At 33.7% G+C, this 17437-nt stretch carries 18 protein-coding genes; 8 read left to right on the top strand and 10 right to left on the bottom strand.

The genetic code is table 11. The annotated features are described in order from the left end of the window. Positions 1–11 precede the first annotated feature (11 nt). On the top strand, positions 12–809 hold the full coding sequence (locus SKM54_RS06830) for a glycosyltransferase family 25 protein (protein ID WP_152874629.1): 798 nt from the start codon (positions 12–14) through the stop codon (positions 807–809). Here the strand turns inward: SKM54_RS06830 and SKM54_RS06825 are convergent, their stop codons facing one another. Then, positions 810–1502, bottom strand: a complete 693-nt coding sequence (locus SKM54_RS06825; RefSeq protein ID WP_152874628.1) for a glycosyltransferase — start codon at positions 1500–1502, stop codon at positions 810–812. Positions 1503–1530: 28 nt separating this feature from the next. After that, on the bottom strand, positions 1531–2424 hold the full coding sequence (locus tag SKM54_RS06820) for a glycosyltransferase family 2 protein (protein ID WP_321094886.1): 894 nt from the start codon (positions 2422–2424) through the stop codon (positions 1531–1533). 166 nt (positions 2425–2590) lie between these two features. Between SKM54_RS06820 and SKM54_RS06815 the strand changes: the two genes are divergently transcribed. Further along, on the top strand, positions 2591–3376 hold the full coding sequence (locus SKM54_RS06815) for a glycosyltransferase (protein ID WP_321094884.1): 786 nt from the start codon (positions 2591–2593) through the stop codon (positions 3374–3376). 16 nt (positions 3377–3392) lie between these two features. On the opposite strand, the gene SKM54_RS06810 is transcribed toward SKM54_RS06815, so the two are convergent. Beyond that, the gene (locus tag SKM54_RS06810) at positions 3393–4268 is read right to left on the bottom strand and encodes a lysophospholipid acyltransferase family protein (protein ID WP_321094880.1); all 876 of its coding nucleotides are present in this window, start codon (positions 4266–4268) and stop codon (positions 3393–3395) included. A 173-nt stretch (positions 4269–4441) separates the two neighbouring features. Between SKM54_RS06810 and rfbB the strand changes: the two genes are divergently transcribed. From rfbB to rfbC, 4 genes are read left to right on the top strand one after another with little or no spacing between them, the layout of a single operon-like run. Next, on the top strand, positions 4442–5503 hold the full coding sequence (rfbB, locus tag SKM54_RS06805) for a dTDP-glucose 4,6-dehydratase (protein WP_321087652.1): 1062 nt from the start codon (positions 4442–4444) through the stop codon (positions 5501–5503). A 6-nt stretch (positions 5504–5509) separates the two neighbouring features. After that, positions 5510–6403: a dTDP-4-dehydrorhamnose reductase gene (gene rfbD, locus SKM54_RS06800; protein WP_154771698.1), complete on the top strand. Its 894-nt coding sequence runs from the start codon at positions 5510–5512 to the stop codon at positions 6401–6403. Further along, complete coding sequence (gene rfbA, locus SKM54_RS06795; protein ID WP_321094878.1) at positions 6400–7284, top strand: glucose-1-phosphate thymidylyltransferase RfbA; 885 nt, start codon at positions 6400–6402, stop codon at positions 7282–7284. The genes rfbD and rfbA overlap by 4 nt, the downstream gene beginning before the upstream one ends. Next, positions 7281–7835: a dTDP-4-dehydrorhamnose 3,5-epimerase gene (gene rfbC, locus SKM54_RS06790; RefSeq protein ID WP_321094875.1), complete on the top strand. Its 555-nt coding sequence runs from the start codon at positions 7281–7283 to the stop codon at positions 7833–7835. Before rfbA ends, rfbC begins: the two co-directional genes overlap by 4 nt. 48 nt (positions 7836–7883) lie before the next feature. Here rfbC and SKM54_RS06785 read toward each other — a convergent pair whose 3' ends face one another. The 4 genes from SKM54_RS06785 to SKM54_RS06770 are packed head-to-tail and all read right to left on the bottom strand — an operon-like array spanning position 7884 to position 10919. Then, positions 7884–8945: a glycosyltransferase family 2 protein gene (locus tag SKM54_RS06785; RefSeq protein ID WP_321094873.1), complete on the bottom strand. Its 1062-nt coding sequence runs from the start codon at positions 8943–8945 to the stop codon at positions 7884–7886. Position 8946: 1 nt separating this feature from the next. Further along, on the bottom strand, positions 8947–10056 hold the full coding sequence (locus tag SKM54_RS06780) for a DegT/DnrJ/EryC1/StrS family aminotransferase (protein ID WP_321094871.1): 1110 nt from the start codon (positions 10054–10056) through the stop codon (positions 8947–8949). Then, a complete protein-coding gene (locus SKM54_RS06775) occupies positions 10049–10531 on the bottom strand; it encodes an acyltransferase (protein ID WP_321094869.1) in 483 nt (160 codons plus the stop codon). The genes SKM54_RS06780 and SKM54_RS06775 overlap by 8 nt, the downstream gene beginning before the upstream one ends. Next, positions 10524–10919 carry a sugar 3,4-ketoisomerase gene (locus SKM54_RS06770; RefSeq protein ID WP_321094868.1) on the bottom strand — a complete coding sequence of 132 codons (396 nt, stop codon included), beginning with the start codon at positions 10917–10919 and terminating at the stop codon, positions 10524–10526. The genes SKM54_RS06775 and SKM54_RS06770 overlap by 8 nt, the downstream gene beginning before the upstream one ends. Before the next feature lie 100 nt (positions 10920–11019). On the opposite strand from SKM54_RS06770, the gene SKM54_RS06765 reads away from it, so the two are divergent. Beyond that, positions 11020–11970 (top strand): glycosyltransferase family 2 protein, encoded by a 951-nt coding sequence (locus tag SKM54_RS06765; protein WP_321094866.1) that lies wholly within the window; start codon positions 11020–11022, stop codon positions 11968–11970. A gap of 21 nt (positions 11971–11991) precedes the next feature. On the opposite strand, the gene SKM54_RS06760 is transcribed toward SKM54_RS06765, so the two are convergent. The 3 genes from SKM54_RS06760 to SKM54_RS06750 form a co-directional block, all read right to left on the bottom strand. Further along, positions 11992–12210, bottom strand: a complete 219-nt coding sequence (locus tag SKM54_RS06760; protein ID WP_321094864.1) for a hypothetical protein — start codon at positions 12208–12210, stop codon at positions 11992–11994. Positions 12211–12357: 147 nt separating this feature from the next. Further along, on the bottom strand, positions 12358–14142 hold the full coding sequence (aspS, locus tag SKM54_RS06755) for an aspartate--tRNA ligase (protein WP_321094862.1): 1785 nt from the start codon (positions 14140–14142) through the stop codon (positions 12358–12360). Positions 14143–14306: 164 nt separating this feature from the next. Next, positions 14307–15071: a DUF4184 family protein gene (locus SKM54_RS06750; RefSeq protein ID WP_321094860.1), complete on the bottom strand. Its 765-nt coding sequence runs from the start codon at positions 15069–15071 to the stop codon at positions 14307–14309. A gap of 127 nt (positions 15072–15198) precedes the next feature. On the opposite strand from SKM54_RS06750, the gene znuD reads away from it, so the two are divergent. Continuing rightward, the gene (gene znuD / locus SKM54_RS06745) at positions 15199–17340 is read left to right on the top strand and encodes a zinc piracy TonB-dependent receptor ZnuD (protein ID WP_321094858.1); all 2142 of its coding nucleotides are present in this window, start codon (positions 15199–15201) and stop codon (positions 17338–17340) included. The last annotated feature ends 97 nt before the right edge of the window (positions 17341–17437 follow it).

Genomic DNA, 17437 nt, shown 5'->3' with positions numbered 1-17437 from the left:
TTGAATAAAAGATGAAAGTTTTATTAATTAATTTAGATCAATCAAAAGATCGTTTAGCTCAACAACAAGCTCAATTTAAAGATTTAGGTTTGGAGTTCGAGCGTTTACCAGCTATATCAATTAATGATTTTTCAGAGGAGGAATATAAGCGTATAGCCTTTGGTGGTCAGCGTCCTTTGAAACAGTCTGAACTAGCTTGCTTCTTAAGCCATAAAAAAGCATGGGATTATATTGTTGAGCATAATGAACCTTGTGTTGTTTTAGAAGATGATGCAATTTTAGTTAAAGATTTCAAAAATATTTTAAATGATTTAATGCAACTCAAAGAATTAGATTATGTGAATTTAGAAGTACATGGTCGAAAGAAAACAGTTGCAAAAAAATCGACATATTCTCTGGCTAATAATAACTACAACCTTCTTGAAATTTATATCGATCGAAGTGGGACGGGAGGGTATGTGTTATATCCGACTGGAGCTAAAATTTTATTAGATTTTATGGGTAAACGTGCCATTGGCTTATCTGATGAGTTTATTCATAGTTGTTATGAATTAAAAGCTTATCAAATTGAACCTGCAGCATTATTACAAAGTGACAAGTGCCCTGAATATAAAGTCCCATGTAAATATATTCATGAGTCTGTGATTGCACAAGTAAAGAATAAATTGAATTTTGATTTAACTACAAATGAGAAATCACAATTCAAAATGAGGAGAATAAAGACCCAAATTAATTTAGGTCTTCGTCAATTGCAATACTTAGGATTTGGAGTGAAGAGAGAAATTTTGGTTGATCCGAATAAATTTTAATTAACCGAAAATTTTACCTTTCCATTTTGCAAACCAAGATTTTTTCGAAGCATTTGCAACGCTATCATCTTCCCCAATATGGTGGCAAATACCATTTTCAAGAAATAGGACGTAACGTTGTTGTGCGCGAAGCCAACGTGAAACGTGCCGTTCTTTTTTAAACTCGCTAAAGCCCTTTGGCATGCTTTTCCATAATTCAATAGAGGCAAGATGTGGATTGAAAGTAAAGCCATGCCATTGATCATGCATGCTATCAAATCTTGCTAAGTTCAGTGGTGAAGACTTAATAAATTGAATTTTTGATTTTTGCTCTTCTGAAAAGGGAAAATCAGTCCATTTGCGAAAGCATACTTGTGTTGCTTTAGGATTTTCTTTAAGTATTTCAAAATATTTTTCAAATTCGATAGATTGGTCAAATAGCCAGTCATCTTCACAGTGAAATATGTATTCTGTTTGAACTTTTGAGTACATTTCATCTACAGCTTTATGATGACCAACTTGATTGGGGAGGGTGATGAGTAATCCATCAGGGCAAAGTTCTTTAAAAACTTGATTGGTTTCTTCATCACGAAAATCATTTATTGCAATAATTTGCTTAAATTGAGCTTTTGAAAGCAAACTATTTAATGTTTGACGAAGTAATTCTGGTCGTTTGCCAATAGTTAAGCAAAGCGTAATATCGTAAGCTTTCAAGTGATTTCCCAATAGAATAATGATTCAATTATAATTTAAAGTATAACCATTCCACAGATTCGTTCAAAGTTCTGTTTGTTACATCTTTCATTGCAGACCATTGAGCGTATTGGAATTTATGACGTTTTGTTGGTAGTAATACTTTAAGAATTTTATATAAAGCGGATTTCCAAATTGATTTCTTATTAAGTTTTTCAATGAGTTGATCAAATTGATCCTTTGGAAAATGTTTGTAGGCGAATAAAATTTGAGAGCGATACCAACGATAAAAGAAATCATAGTTTTGATAAGGCTCGCTAGAACCGCCTTTGTGATACATTTTTAAATCATTAACTTTTATAAGTTTTAAGCCAAGTTTTTTTACGCGTAAGCATAAATCTTCATCTTCACAGTACATGAAAAAATCAGGGTCAAAGCCTTGAATTTTTTTCATAGTATCTGTGCGGATTAGCAATAGTGCTCCACTAAACCAAGCTATTTTATCAGTAAAACCAAATGTCTCATGGAATTCGAAATCGTAAAATTCAGATTTATCTTCTTGGTCATCATTTATAAGCTGGGTTGTAATAAGACCATAATCTTTGTTTGATTGAGTATGTTGTAGTAGAGATTCTAGATAATCATTTTGCATCATTCTTAGGTCAGGGTTTGCGATGAGCAAATGTTGACCTTGTGCATTTTTTACAGCTAGATTCATAGCACGACCAAATCCAATATTGTTTTTGGATTGAACTAAATGAATATTAAGTGATTTTTTTAATCCTGAGTCGCTAATAGTTTTTTCTAAAATATTATTTTGTATATTATTAACAATGATAATTTCATAGATGCTTGGATCAAGTGTTTGTTGATGTAAATCATTTAAAAAATTTAAGATAAATTTTTCGGTATTGTAGTTAACAATAAGAATAGAAAGTTTCATGCTTTAGTTTAAAATGATAATTGTCTAATGGGTATTATAAATACTAAATATTTAAATGTTGAGAAATCCGTTATGCAGAATGCTAAATTTTGACAAAAATGGAAAAAATAAGAATGTACTTAACTAACTTAAGATAAAATAATATTAAAATCTAAGGATAAGGCAAATGTTACCTTCATTTTCAAAATTAGACACCTCTGGTGGTTTTGCTAAAAAATATAGTTTTTGTACATTAGTTACGAATTTTGACGAATATTTAGAAATGATTCAAAGTGCAAAATTAGCTGGTTTTGATCGAGAGGATGTGGAATATTTTTATATTGATAATATAGGTCAAAACTCCGAAGATGGGTTTAGTGGGATAAATAAAGCTTTTAAAAATGTTCGTGGTAAATATTTAATTTTTTGCCATCAAGATATCGTCTTTAAATTCGATAATATTAATAAATTGGATGAATGTATAGCTGATTTGGAGGCAAAAGATCCTAATTGGGCTGTAGTAGGTAATGCGGGAAAAAAAGAAAATGGAGAAATAATTTTAAGAATTACTGATCCTCATGGCGATAATTCAAAACTTGGAAATTTTCCAGAAGAGGTTGTTAGCCTTGATGAAAACTTTTTAGTTTTAAATAGATCTTTGAGTCTATCCACAAGCTTTGATTTGGAAGGATTTCATCTATATGGATTAGATATTTGTAGAAATGCAAATTATTTGGGATATAAAAATTATGTAATTAATTTTCATTTACTACATAAAAGTGCTGGTAAAATTGATCATAGTTTTATAAAAGCTCAACATGCATATTCTGTATTGGAACATAAAAGAAAAAATAGAAACTTTTATACAACGACGTGTACTAATTTCTATGTAAGTAGTAATTCTATATTAAATTGCATATTCAAAGTTAAATTTTTATTTAAAATTTACAAGCGCTTTAAAGGTCTTAGATAAAAATATACGATCCTAACTATAAAGTGTACAGTTTTTCAGTTTCTTTTGAGCCTCTAAAGCGTTTATATCCCCACATATAGTGTTCAGGGAATTGATTAACTAGGTCTTCTACTACTTTATTCATAGTGGTGGTTGAAATGTATGTATCTGGGTCATAAAGTTTGGGGTATTGTAAGCCTGCATCATTAATATAGATGTTGTATCCATCATTACTTTGCGAACGTACACATACCATTGAAATCAATCGGCACTTAGTTTTTTGAGCTAATTTAGGGGCTAGTGTACTTGTAAGTGTATTAATTCCAAAAAATGGGGCAATAATGCCACCTGAGGGTGCTGGAACATGGTCTGGTAAAATTATGCTAAACCCACCTTGCTTGAGGGTTTTAAATAAGGCTCTTACACCAGATGAATCGGTAGGAACCATGGTTGTATTTAAATGATTCCTTGAGGCTAGAATAAATTCATTTATGGTTTTATTTCGTATAGGCTTATACATAATCGTGGGTGTGCCATATTGATGCACCCACGGGTTCATGATTTCCCAATTTCCTAAATGTGGAGTAATAATCAAAGCACCTGTAGGGTCTGCCAAAGCATCTTTAAGAATATCCAGACCGCTGACCTTTTTAATTTGTTTAATATTCCAATCTGTTGGCATTGCCCAACACTTCAAAGATTCTGCATAGTTCATACATTGGTTGATCACGCTTTTCTTCGCTAAAATTTCGAGTTCTTCATCAGATAAATGAGGGTAGCAAATAGAAAGATTAATACGTGTTTTCCACAGCATACCGCTTGTTTTTTTAGTGTTTACAAGCTTTGCAATTATTTTTGCTATTGTTTTTATTGTATTTTCAGGAGTGTAGCGAAAAATAGAAAGAATGTTCATGGAATTAGTAAAAGTAAATTTGGAATAATGATAACTTAAAATTGTGAAGAGATACTATTTACCATACTGATTATTTGTTCTTTTAGTAATATTTTTTTGTGAAATTGCATTTTTATAAATGGATTATTTGTTATTATTCATTGAATAAATATAGTGGGTATAAGGAACATTAAATGCGTTTAATGATTACAGGTGGGGCTGGCTTTATTGGTTCGGCAGTTATAAGACATATAATAAAAAATACGAATCATGAAGTGTTAAACGTAGATAAACTTACTTATGCGGGTAATTTGGAATCACTTGTTTCGGTTGCAAATAATGAGCGTTATACATTTAGCCAGACAGATATTTGTGATCGAACCGCTTTAGATCAATTATTCGCAGATTATCAGCCTGATGCTGTAATGCATTTAGCAGCAGAATCACATGTAGATCGTTCTATTACTGGCCCTTTTGCCTTTATTGAAACGAATATTATTGGCACGTATCAACTTCTAGAAGCAAGTCGTCATTATTGGAATTCTTTAGAAGAAACTAAAAAACAAAAATTTCGTTTCCATCATATTTCAACAGATGAGGTGTATGGTGATTTGGAAGGGACAACAGATCTGTTCACAGAAACAACTTCTTACTCACCAAGTTCACCATATTCTGCATCAAAAGCAAGTTCAGATCATTTAGTTCGTGCTTGGAATAGAACATATGGCTTACCCGTTTTGGTAACGAATTGTTCAAATAATTATGGTCCTTATCATTTTCCAGAAAAATTAATTCCTTTAATGATTTTAAATGCCTTACAAGGGAAAGCGCTGCCTGTGTATGGTAATGGGCAGCAGATTCGTGATTGGTTATTCGTGGAAGATCATGCACGTGCTTTATTTAAAGTTGTTACTGAAGGAATTGTTGGTGAAACCTACAATATTGGTGGGCATAATGAGAAAGCAAACCTAGATGTTGTACATGGAATTTGTGAGTTATTAGAAGAGTTAGCACCGAACAAGCCTGAAGGTGTAAACCAATATAAAGATTTGATTACGTATGTAAAAGATAGACCTGGTCATGATGTTCGCTATGCAATTGATGCAAGTAAGATTCAGCGAGAATTAGGTTGGACACCAGAAGAATCATTTGAAACAGGTTTACGTAAAACAGTGCAATGGTATTTAGATAATCACGAATGGGTAACTCACGTACAAAGTGGGGAATATCAGTCTTGGTTAGAAAAGCAGTATTAAAACAAAATGAAAATTTTGTTATTAGGGAAAAATGGCCAAGTTGGTTGGGAGTTACAACGCTCACTTTCACCTCTTGGTGAAATTATTGCACTAGATCGACATGGCTTAAATGAGTGGTGTGGAGATTTAACACAGCCTGAGAAAATCTATCAAACCATTTTGGATATTTCGCCAGATGTTGTTGTTAATGCAAGTGCTTATACAGCAGTAGATTTAGCTGAAGCAGATACAGAAACTGCAAATTTGGTAAATCATTTAGCAGTAGGCAAAATTGCTGAAGCTTGTTTAAAAGTAAAAGCATTATTGATCCATTATTCAACGGATTATGTTTTTAATGGTGATGGTCAAACTTCATTTAGTGAAGATAATGCTATTGAACCATTAAATGTATATGGTCAAACTAAAGCGTTAGGTGAGCAAGTGATTGTTGCTTCGAAATGTGACCATCTTATTTTTAGAACATCTTGGGTTTTTGCTGAAAAAGGGAAGAACTTTTTAAAGACAATGTTAAATTTGGCACAGCAAAGAGAAGAGCTTTCAATTATTGATGATCAAATTGGTGCGCCAACATCTGCTGAGTTAATTGCGGATGTCACAGCATATTCGCTTATTCAAGTTCTAAATGATAAATCAAAAAGTGGTATTTATCATTTAGTTGCAAGTGGTGAAACATCTTGGTTTGAATATGCAAAATATGTATTTGAACAGGCTGAAAATGAAGGATTAGATTTGGCTGTGAAAAAGGTTAATCCAATCCCTACAACAGCTTATCCAACACCTGCAAAAAGACCTCACAATTCACGATTAAATAATCACAAAATTCAACAGTCATTCCATCTTGTAATGCCAGAGTGGAAAGTTCATGTGAAAAGAACAGTTACGGAGTTACTATCAAAATGAGTTTAAAGCGTAAAGGTATTATTTTAGCTGGTGGTTCGGGCACACGTTTACATCCAATTACAAAAGGTGTATCGAAACAGTTGTTGCCAATTTACGATAAACCTATGATTTATTATCCGTTATCTGTATTAATGCTTGCGGGTATTAAAGAAATTTTAATTATTTCAACACCAGAAGATTTGCCAAATTTCGAAAAATTATTGGGTGATGGTTCACAGTTTGGTATTGAGCTTAGTTATAAGGTTCAGCCATCTCCAGATGGTTTAGCTCAAGCATTTATTATTGGTGAAGAATTTATTGGTGATGATCATGTCTGCTTAATTTTAGGCGACAATATTTATTATGGTCAAAATTTTAGCCAACAATTAAAAGCAGCAAGTGCTGTTGAACATGGTGCAACAGTTTTTGGCTACCATGTGACAGATCCTGAGCGTTTTGGTGTTGTTGAATTTGATTCAACGGGTAAAGTGTTGAGTATTGAAGAAAAACCAACTCATCCAAAGTCTCCATATGCCGTAACGGGTTTGTATTTTTATGATAATCGAGTGGTTGGGTTCGCTAAGCAAGTGAAACCATCTCACCGTGGTGAATTAGAAATTACAGACATTAATAATGCATATTTAAAAGATGACTCATTAAATGTTGAGTTATTGGGGCGTGGCTTTGCTTGGTTAGATACTGGCACACATGAATCATTACTTGAAGCTGGGCAATTTGTTTATACAATTGAAAAACGTCAATCTTTAAAAGTCGCATGTTTGGAAGAAATTGGTTTTTTACAAGGTTGGGTTTCAAAAGAAAACTTAAAGCAAAGTGCTGAGGCATTGAAAAAAACAGAATACGGTGAATATTTATTTAAATTGTTGGAAGAGGTAAAGTGAAAGTAGAAGCCACAAAAATCGAAGGTTTACTTATTCTTCATCCTCAGGTATTTGGTGATGATCGTGGTTGGTTCATGGAAAGCTTCAATCAGCAAAAGTTTGAAGCAGCATTAAAAGAGCTTAATTTACCTATTCCAACATTTGTGCAAGATAATCACTCTTTATCGCAAAAAGGCGTGTTGCGCGGATTGCATTTTCAAAAAGCTCCATACGCACAGGGTAAACTTGTGCGTGTAGTGCAGGGGAAAGCTTGGGATGTTGCTGTAGATATTCGTCCCGAGTCTAAAACATATGGACAATGGGTTGGTTTGGAGTTGAGTGCAGAGAATAAAACCATGTTCTGGATTCCAGAAGGTTTTGCTCACGGCTTTATTGCTTTGGAAGATAATACTCAGTTCTTGTATAAAACTACGAATTACTACCACAAAGAGAGTGAAGGGGCAATTCTTTGGAATGACCCAACGCTTGCGATTGAATGGCCTTTAGAGAGTATTGATCATATTCGGGTAAGTGATAAGGATAAGCTTGCTTTGCTACTACAGAAAAACTAGCATAGCCGAGTCTATTATTTATAATAAATAATAGACTTATGTTCCATTTTATTTATATTCGTGATAGTGGATATTGGTCTGAGTGGGTTTTTGAGTTTTAAATATGATTTTAAATAAATTTAAACTAGTGTAAGAAAAGCTTAAAAATCCCAATATTGTAATTTTTTTGTCATTTTGCACACGAGTTTTATTAAAAATATATTTTTTAATAAAACTTGGTTTAGTCTTATTAATTGCTTTTTGAATCGACTCTAGATCCATTAGGCGTTTTGTAGTGGGGTTTAGGTAAATGATTTTTTCTACATATGCTATCTCTCTGTTTTTAATGGAGTGTAATGACCAGTCAATAAACGTTTGAGGAAGTGGCTTATTAGGCCAATACTTTCCTAAATATTCAGAGATAATTTTAATTTGTCTTATACTATTTTTGTGTATATTTGTATCGTGTAATCTATAAAATACACTTGGTTTGTGGATAATTTTATAGTTGTATTCAGGATGATCTTTTAAGAATAAAAAAATTTTTGTTCGTAATACAATATCATCGCCTGTCATGTCTTCATCAAAGCCATTAATTTTATCAATTAAGTCTTTTCTAAATATTGCACCTTGAATGTAAAAAGCTCCAAAATCTTTGTATTCAAGTTCTAGTAAATCATCAATATTTGGATTAGAAATATCCTCAATAGGGAGTTTTCCAGGCTTGTCGAAGTCAATATAGCCTAGATTATTTATCGATATAGCTTTGGAGCTTGAAACAAAAGCTAGCGATTTGTCTTCAATTATTATTTCTAAAAAGTTAGTAAAAATTTTACTATTAAAAACATCATCCAGGGAAATAAAGGTTATATATTCACCATTTGCATGTTTTATTGCATTGTTGAAATTTAAACCGATATTTCCAGTATTTTGTTGGGCAATAAGTTTAATAGGATATTTAAAATTTGTGATCAAGTCATTTAGTAATTCAACACTTTGATCACTAGAACCATCATCAACAACGATTACCTCAATATTGGGATAATTAAGTCTAGAAATTGATTCTAGATTATCTGTCAAATAATTTGCATGATTGTATCCTAAGCAGCAAATAGATAATAAAGGTTGCATATTAGAAGTCATTAATTATCTCACAAATATATTCAACATCAGTGAAGTCTAATGTTGGTCCAATTGGTAATGAAAGAATTTCATTGTGAATTTGTTCAGTAATTGGTAACGAGAAGCTATTAAGGTTTGAATAAGCTTGTTGTTTGTGTGGGGGGGTAGGGTAATGAATTAACGTTTGAATATTGTGCTTAGTTAAATGTTCTATTAAAGCTCCTCTATTATTGCTACGCACTGTAAACAAATGCCAGACATGACCTTGATATAAGGATGCAGGCTGAGGAATATTAGGAGTAATTAATTTTCTATTTTGAATTAATGATAAGTATTTATTAGCAATTTGTCTGCGAATTTTAATTTCATTATCTAAATATTTTAGCTTAATATTTAAAAAAGCAGCTTGCATTTCGTCAAGTCGACTGTTTACACCAATGTATTTATTGACATATTTTTCATGTGAGCCATAGTTTCTAAGTGCAACTAATACTTCTGCAAGCTCATTGCAACTTGTTGTAATTGCACCGGCATCTCCCAATGCTCCTAAATTTTTACCTGGATAAAAACTAAATCCAGATGCATCACCCCAACTTCCAGCTTTTTTGCCTTCAATTTCTGCACCATGTGCTTGAGCTGAATCTTCCAGAACAAGAAGATCGTATTTATTTGCAAGTCGTATAATGTTTGGCATATCTGCCAATTGACCATATAAATGAACTGCAAGAATGGCTTTTGTTTTTGATGTGATTTTTTCTTCAATTAAGTGTGGATTTATATTGTAGGTATTAATATCTGGTTCAACTAAAACAGGCTTTAGATTATTTGCAGATATAGCTAAAATGCTCGCAATGTAGGTATTCGCTGGAACAAGAACTTCATCGCCATCGCTTAGTTTCCCAAGTTCTTTCCATGCTCGTAGTACTAAAATAAGCGCATCTAGCCCATTTGCTACACCAATTGCATGTTGAGTACCACAATATTGAGCAAAATTATTTTCAAATTGAGCTAATTCATTTCCATTAATATACCAACCAGAATCAATCACACGAGTAGATGCTTCGATTAATTCTTGACGATATTGTTGATTAATTTTTTTTAAGTCTAAAAAGTTAATCACGATTTGTATGTCCTATAACTTGAGCTGGATTTCCAACGACAATAGCATATGGTGGTACATCTTTAGTAACAACAGCACCAGCACCAATTAAACTATAATGACCAATAGTTATACCAGGTAAAATTGTTGCATTGGCTCCAATAGATGCGCCTTTTTGAACGAGGGTAGATAAAAATTTATCGGGATACTTTTTAGACCGTGGTTTAAGGTCATTGGTAAAAGTTGCATTTGGACCAACAAATACATCGTCTTCAAGAATTATGCCATCCCAAATGAAAACACCAGATTTAATTGTGACATTATTTCCAATTTTTACATCATTTTCGATTAGGGTGTGGGCACAAATATTGCAGTTTTCACCAATTTGGGCTTTCGGTAAAATTACAACAAATTGCCAGATTTTAGTATTTTTGCCGATATTTTTACATTGATTATCGCTTAAGGGATGTTGGTAGAAATTTAATGTATTATCCATAGGTTTTTAAAAAATCATCATAATTGCGAATATAGTCATTTTCATCATAAAAGTTATTGGCTAAAACCATAAGCACACAGTCTTCTGAAAAATCATACATTTCCCTCCAAATAGCAGATTCAATAAGTAAACCTTGTGCCGGATTATCTAGAAGTAAGTTAATTTTTTCTTTTCCATCATCAAGAAGAAAGCGACAAGACCCTCTAACAGCAATAACGACTTGCGATAAGTTTTTATGTGCGTGAAAACCTCTACGCACGCCTTCAACTGTATTAAAGAGGTAATAAACACGCTTAATTTCAAAGGGAATATTTTTATCCTTTTCTAAAGCGATGAGTGAACCACGTTCATCACCATGCATTTGTAAGGGGATTAGTTTTATTTCCATAATAAAAGATTTTAAAATTTTTTTTATTATAACAATTAATTAATTAGTTGTTGAACTTTATTGCTAAGGAAAATATATTATTAATATTTTAAAGTGTTTTATGATCAATCGTCTTGCAGTTGTGGTAGCAGCATATAATGAAGAGTTAAATATTTCTAAATGTTTAGACGCTTTATTATTACAAACTTATCAAGATTTTTTGATTGTTGTTGTTGATGATGGTTCAATAGATAGAACAGCAGAAATTGTAAAATCATATACTAGGTCTCATGCGAATATTTTTTATGTTTATCAGAATAACTCAGGTGCTGCTGAAGCGCGTAAACGAGGGGTGGAGTTCTTTGATGTTGAATATGTAACCTTTGTTGATGCTGATGATTTACTGTCAGATGATGCTATTGAATCTGCACTGGAGGTTATGAGCTCTACTCAAGCGAATGTAGTTCTATATCAGCTAGTTGTTTCAAGAAGTAAATTTAATAATGATTATTGGGAGTTTGTTTATTATACGGATGAAGTCGTATTTAAGGGACGTGATGCATTTGTTAATTCTATTTTACATTGGGGTGTACATGGTTTAGGTGTATTTGAAAGATCAATTTTTATTAAATCATATTTGGATTATAGTAGTTTAAATTATAGTAATATAAATTATATTAATAATGATGAAATTGTAACTAGGCTAATTTTTTTAAATTCGAAAAATGTTGCAGTTTGTAGTGGTAAATATTTTTATCAATTTAATGAAAATTCGGTTACTAAGAGTCCTAATGAACGATTTTATTTAATATTGGAAAATACAATTTTATTACATAAGATATGTATTGAAAGGAATATTGATTTCCCTTTTCACAAAAAATATTATGAAGATTTTATGTTTGTTTATAAAAAATATAAAACATGGAAATCAATGCTACATAATTTGGCTGTATGGAAAAATGAGCTAAATAAATATCTAAATTTTTTATTCAATCCATCTATTTTCTTCAACTTATCACTGAAAGAAAAGCTTAAACTAATCAGAATAAAATTCAAACTAATATTTTTTTGAATTGTTCGAGGGATAAGGATTTTAATCTCTTTCTTTATTCCCTTTCAACACCATATAAATAAGCCCAACAAAAATAACAAAAGCACCGCCAATACTACTTAAAGAGAAGAATACAATGCGATCATATGTTGTTAAATTAAATAGCTGATTATCTACAATATGGCGCATGAATAACCACTGTACGATAGCAAAAACGATTAAAACAATTGCACGACGACGAACTTCAGGACGCATAGCCATAGGAGATAATTCACAACTAAGTGGAAAGTGATGGCTATTATGCCATTGATATTCTGTTGACTCAATGCAACAAAAAAGCCCTGCAATTGCAGGGCTTTTTTTACTCTTTATATTTCTCCGAAGGGGAGAAAAAGAAGGAAGTAAAAATTATTTAGCTTCTTCTGCTTTTGGTTTCTCGCGTAAACGAATACCTAAATCACGCAATTGGTTACCTTCAACTGGCGCAGGTGCTTGAGTCAATGGACATTCCGCAGTTTTCGTTTTAGGGAATGCAATCACGTCACGAATAGAAGATGCACCAGTCATCAACATTACAAGACGGTCAAGACCGAATGCTAAACCACCATGAGGTGGCGCACCGAATTTTAATGCATTTAACAAGAAGCTAAATTTCTCTTCTGCTTCTTCTTCATTAATACCTAAAGCTTCAAAAATTGCTTTTTGCATTTCTAGGTTGTGAATACGTAAAGAACCACCACCAACTTCAGTACCGTTTAATACCATATCGTAAGCAACAGACAATGCAGCGCCAGGGTTATTCTTCACTTCTTCAACGCTAGATTTAGGAAGCGTGAATGGGTGGTGAACAGAAGTCCATTTACCATCATCAGTTTCTTCGAACATTGGGAAGTCAACAACCCAAAGCGGAGCCCACTCACAAGTCGCAAGATTCATATCGTGACCGACTTTAATACGTAAAGCACCCATTGCATCATTTACAACTTTTGCTTTGTCCGCACCAAAGAATACGATGTCGCCATTTTCAGCGCCAACACGTTTCAACAAGTCAAGTACGATTGGCTCGATGAATTTAACGATTGGAGATTGAAGACCTTCAATACCTTTTTCAAGTTCGTTAACTTTGATGTACGCCAAACCTTTTGCACCGTAGATACCAACGAATTTAGTATATTCGTCGATTTGGCTACGAGGTAATGCACCAGCACCTGGTACGCGAAGCGCAACAATACGACCTTTAGGATCTTTCGCTGGACCTGCGAATACTTTGAACTCAACGTCTTGCATCATGTCTGCAACGTCAACAAGTTTCAAAGGAATACGTAAGTCAGGCTTGTCAGATGCATAGTCACGCATAGCATCTGCATAAGTCATACGAGGGAATTTGTCGAATTCAACATTTAGAAGTTCTTTGAACATCTTAACTGTTAAAGTTTCCATTAAATCCATGATGTCATCGTCACTCATGAACGATGTTTCAACGTCGATTTGTGTGAATTCAGGCTGACGGTCAGCACGTAAGTCTTCATCACGGAAACATTTTGCAATTTGGTAGTAACGATCGATACCGCCAACCATCAACAACTGTTTGAATAGCTGTGGTGATTGTGGAAGTGCGTAGAAGCTACCGTTAGATACACGACTTGGAACTAAATAGTCACGTGCACCTTCAGGAGTTGCGCGCGTTAAGATCGGAGTTTCAACGTCTAAGAAACCATTTTCTTCGAAGTAGTTACGAATAAGGTTCGTTAATTTAGAACGGAAACGTAAACGATCTAACATTTCAGGACGACGAATATCAAGGAAGCGATATTTCAAACGTACTTCTTCAGAAATATTTGTGTTTTCGTCATTCAATGGGAATGGCGGAGTTTCAGAAGCAGCAAGAACTTCAATGTCTTTGCCTAATACTTCAATTTGACCGCTAGTAATATTTGCGTTTTCAGTACCTTCGTAACGACGACGTACACGGCCTGTAATTTTTAATACAAATTCTGAACGAGCCTTATCCGCTGTTGCGAATGCTTCAGGAGTATCTGGGTCAATAACCACTTGAACTAGACCATCACGGTCACGCATATCAAGGAAAATAACACCACCGTGGTCACGGCGACGGTGTACCCAACCGCATAAAGTGACGGTTTGGTCAATTTGAGCTTCGGTTAAAGAACCGCAGTAATGAGTTCGCATCATAGCGTAAACAATCCAACTATATGGTTTAAGGCGAGCGAATGCGTAAACAGCGCACCGCTTTCGAATATTGAATTATGCCTCTTTTTGGGCATTTTGTCACAACAAGTCAAAGTAAAAAGCCTAAGCTTGAGCTTAAATTTTTAAAATTTTAATTAAGGCATGACTTATTTATGATTTTTTTTGAAATATTTATATTGATAAACGATGCAACATAATGAAAAACAAATTAATGCAGCTTGAGTAAATTTGTTGAGCATTCTACCTAAAAAATAATATTGATGATTGAGCCAAACTTCATATGAAATTTGTGAAGCGTAATCACTTAAAGCAATGAATCCAATAAATATACTTAAAGCTAAACTACATAAAATAAATTTTTGCTGATTTTTTAGGGAGATACTTGGGTTTTTGTACTTTTTATAATATTGATGAATCATGTAAAAAATAAACGGTAAAGGCAAAATTGAAGACACTATTTGTAAGATGAAAGCATAAGAATATTGTCGATTAAATAGTGAAATTTCAGATTCAAAAAATGGAAGAGAGAATAAAGTCCTTGAATCTAAATGCGTAAAGCCATCCCATAAAAGATGAGTTATATTGCCGATGATTAAAGCAATGCAGATCAATCCTAAAAATCTACAAAAATATAAAAAGTTTGAAATATTTAGGTCATCTTTAAGTGATAAACATGAAGATAAAGTTGGGCGAAATAAACTGTACCAAAGACAGCAAAATGATAATCCTAAAAATAAGTTAGGATAAAAAATAGCAGTCCAACCATGTGTTTCTAAACCGCTTGAATTGGAAAAAAGTCTAAATAAATCTGGTGTCATACTGCCAATAGCAAGTGCTGCAATTGGAAGTTTGTTTTTTGATATTTTTGAAATAGGTGATGCAATTACTGTGTGAGCAAGCGTAAAAGGCATAATCAATATTTCAAAAAAAGGATATTGAGCAGACTAATTGAATTGTAATAAATGCACAAATATCTTGCATAAAATGAGTAATGTTATAATATAACAAAATCAAAACGATCTAACCTGAGTTTTAGACATGTCCTTTCATAAGAATTTGCTCACGCTATCTATTTTAGCTGCCTTTACACCTGTTGCTTTTGCACAAGATGATAAACAAGCACAACAATTAGAAACTTTAAAATCTACAGCACATCCATTGACGCAAACGGCTGCAGATTTTGCTGCGGCAGATAATGTGATTGGGCAGAAAACACTTTCAACAGGCGCGCCAACAATTGGTGATGCTTTGGATGGTCAGTTAGGTGTACATACAAATCAATATGGTTCAGGTTCAAGCCGTCCTGTTATTCGTGGTCAAGATGGTCCACGTGTAAAGGTTTTACAACATGCTTCTGAAACAGCAGATGTTTCAACGTTGTCGCCTGACCATGCTGTGACTGTAGATCCTATTTTAGCTAAACAAATTGAAGTCATTCGTGGACCTTCTACTTTGCTTTATTCGGCAGGTACTGTAGGTGGTTTGGTTAACGTAACAGACAATAAAATTCCAACGCAAATGCCTGAAAAGGGTTATGAAGGGCAGGTCGGTTTACGCTACAACTCAGGTAGTGATGAAAAACTTGCAAGCGGTGGTGTAACGGTTGGTTTAACAGATCAAGTCGCATTACGTATTGAAGGTTTAAAGCGTGATGCGAATGCATATATTGCGCCAAATTATTATCACGCTCATACGCATGAACATGACCTAGGTAATGGTCAGGTAGAAAAGCATACAGAATATGAAAAAGAGCGCCGTGTAGGAAATACTTTTGCAAAAGGTGAAACTGTAAACGTAGGTTTGTCTTGGATTCATGACCGTGGATTCACAGGTATTTCATATAGTAATCGCCAAGATCAATATGGTTTGCCAGGTCATAGCCATGAATATGAGTCATGTCATCCACATGACGACCATTTACATTGTGCCGGTAATAACCATGCAGGACATAATAATGTACCTGGTCATAATAATGGCGGACATGGGCCTGGTCACGGTGGCGGACATGATCATGAAGAACATGAAGCAGGTCCTTGGGTAGATTTAAAAACAGAACGTTATGATTTCCGTTCGGAATTAGCAGATCCATTTGCAGGTTTTTCAAAATTACGTGCACATGCAAGTTATACAGACTATAAGCATGATGAAATTGAAGGTAATGAAGTTGCAACAACCTTTAAAAGCAAAGGCTACGATGGTCGCTTAGAGTTAGTTCATAACCCTGTTGCAGGTTGGGAAGGTGTGTTTGGAACGCAATATACTCAGCAGAAATTAGACATTACAGGTGAAGAATCTATTCTTGAGCCAACGAAAACACAAAAATGGAGTCTATTTGCTTTAGAACATAAACAAATTAATGACTTTCATATTGAGTTAGGTGCGCGTGTAGATCATCAAACAATTGATATCGAATCAAATAAAAAGAATTATAGCGATCAGGCATTTTCTGGTTCTGCTGCTGTGAATTGGGCATTTGCACCAAATTACACATTATCTTTAGTGGGTTCACATCAACAACGTTTACCGCTTGCACAAGAGTTATTTGCAGATGGAAAACATCTTGCGACAAATACTTATGAACGTGGTAATGAAAATCTAGATGTTGAAAAATCAAATAACTTAGAACTTGGTTTGCGTTATGAAAATGGTCCTTTAGATTACAGCATGAATGTTTACCATAACTGGTATGACAACTATATTTATGCGGCAACGACGGATCGTTATGAAAATTTCCGCTTAGTCGATTACACACAAGACAAAGCTCGTTTTTATGGTGTAGAAGGACAAGTAGGCTATGCGATTAACGACACTTATAAAGTAAGTTTATTTGGTGATGCTGTTCGTGGAAAAATTGATGGTGAAAATGCTCCACGTGTTCCAGCAGGTCGTGTTGGTACTAAAGTAGATGTAGATTTTGCTGATGGTTGGACAGGTTTAGCAGAATATTCACATGTATTTAAACAAGATCGTATTTCAGCATACGAGCAAGAAACAAGCGGTTATAACATGGTGAATTTAGGTGTGGCTTATGCAGGTAAATATGCACAAGACACAGACTATCGCGTTTACTTTAAAGCAAATAATTTGTTAGATGAAGATGTATATCAACATGCATCATTCTTATCGAACATTCCACAAGTGGGTCGTAACTTTACGGTTGGCGTAGACTTTAGTTTTTAAGTGAGTGCATGTTTTATCAAAATTTAAGAGAGTAGACGGCGATAAAACATAAAACTGCTTGAAAAAGCAAAGAATAAAACCTAGCCTGAGCATATTG

Source organism: Acinetobacter faecalis, from assembly GCF_034187745.1.
GTDB classification, from domain to species: Bacteria; Pseudomonadota; Gammaproteobacteria; order Pseudomonadales; family Moraxellaceae; genus Acinetobacter; species Acinetobacter faecalis.
The sequence above is the reverse complement of the archived record's forward strand: the minus strand, read 5'-3'. Positions and strand labels throughout refer to the sequence as shown.